This is a genomic window from Pseudomonas sp. 65/3-MNA-CIBAN-0223, assembly GCF_040310425.1.
Classification (GTDB): domain Bacteria; phylum Pseudomonadota; class Gammaproteobacteria; order Pseudomonadales; family Pseudomonadaceae; genus Aquipseudomonas; species Aquipseudomonas gregormendelii.
In genome coordinates, this window is the sequence record NZ_JBEOPV010000222.1 from 1 (window position 1) to 258 (window position 258).

Genomic DNA, 258 nt, shown 5'->3' on the forward strand with positions numbered 1-258 from the left:
GCGCTGCCCCGACAGTGCCGACACGTGGGCGGCAGCGCTCGCGCGTAGCCGATCCTGACCGACGAATGGCAAATAGGAGTTGGCCGAGTCTCGCTGGATGGCCTCTCGGGTGACGGCGAGCGCCTCCGAGGTGGGCGGGATGTCGGTATCGAGATTTTCGAGTCGCAAAAGGTCGACGTCGGCATGATCGGCGATCGAACCCATGCGATCGACGCCGATGCCGGCGATGTGCTGCAGGCGCACAGGACGGTGGTGGCG

At 66.3% G+C, this 258-nt stretch carries 1 protein-coding gene; it reads right to left on the bottom strand.

The features are described 5' to 3' along the window. Nucleotides 1-258: hypothetical protein (locus tag AAEZ09_RS28650; protein ID WP_350601723.1), on the bottom strand; the 258-nt coding region annotated here is incomplete at both ends.